The organism is Citrobacter sp. MGH 55, assembly GCF_016906145.1.
Taxonomy (GTDB): domain Bacteria; phylum Pseudomonadota; class Gammaproteobacteria; order Enterobacterales; family Enterobacteriaceae; genus Citrobacter_A; species Citrobacter_A amalonaticus.
Genome location: NZ_CP070239.1, coordinates 2,612,474 through 2,613,518, shown reverse-complemented (window position 1 = coordinate 2,613,518; position 1,045 = coordinate 2,612,474). Strand labels below are relative to the sequence as shown.

The following is a 1,045-nucleotide window of genomic DNA, read 5'->3' as shown; positions in this document are numbered from 1 at the left end:
ACCGTCTCCTCCGCCCACGTCGTCCCGTTGATATACGTAACGTCCACGCCGTCATAGTCGTCGTCAGAGGGAGCCACAAACGCGGTTTGAAGGTCTTCCGTCATCTCATGTGGACTGATAACACCAGACCATGGCTTAACACCTTCACGCGCGACTGATGCCAGCCCGTCAGTCAGCAGAAAATAACTTTTCCCGGCATTGGCAATCTTCTGCAAAACCTCCAGTGCCGATGTGCTGTCGGTAGTCTCGAAGTCGAAAAACTCATTGTCAGGCGTCCAGTACGCGCTTTCCAGCGCATCAATGGCGTCGATATCCATATCCAGTCCCAGAGAGTTACCAACGTGGTACAGCGCGCCAGAGATGCTGCGTGGTGTGCCTGTATCGTAAATTCTGGTGGCTACTACATTGACACGCCGATCGGATTGCGCTGCCAGTTTACCGCCGGTCTCCACAGTGACGCCCATCGTCGTGACGCCTGCATAGGATGAAGGTCGCGTGAGCAAACGACCGCGCAATGATTGCCAGTACATGTTATCGCGGCTGTTATCCTGGCCTTGTTCATTAGTGCGCCGACAGCGAACCTCAACGAGGCCCGGAGAACTTAAAGTAACGCGCTCAGTGTATCCGAGACCATTGATGTTCTGTGTATTGTACGATCCTGTTTTGCTGCTCCATCCTGATCCTGAACCATAAACACGATACTGGATCTCCCAGCGCACCTCCCTGTTCTTCTTTTTGCCTTTTTTGTTGTAACCGCAAATTCCATTCGGGAAAAAGAAATTAACCTCAAACATATCGATTGTTTCATTTTCCGGGCATGCCATGAATGGCCCCATCCATGTATCGTTCTGGTTCACACCAGACGCATCGAAATCAAGTACGGTTCTGGCAGCAAATCCCGGCCAGGTGTTATCAACTACACCGTTGACCAGACGCCTGAGTGTTACGCTGCTGCCATCAACATCGAGAATTTTGTACTGATTGCCAGCATGAGACAGCGATAAACGAATATAACCTTCCGGAATGCCCGTAAACGGTGCTCCGA

Annotated in this window: 1 protein-coding gene; it reads right to left on the bottom strand. The window is 51.4% G+C overall.

What is annotated here, in order from left to right; genetic code table 11:
• Positions 1-1,045 (bottom strand): host specificity factor TipJ family phage tail protein (locus JTI98_RS10290; protein ID WP_252869636.1); only part of this gene is annotated, 1,045 nt, incomplete at both ends.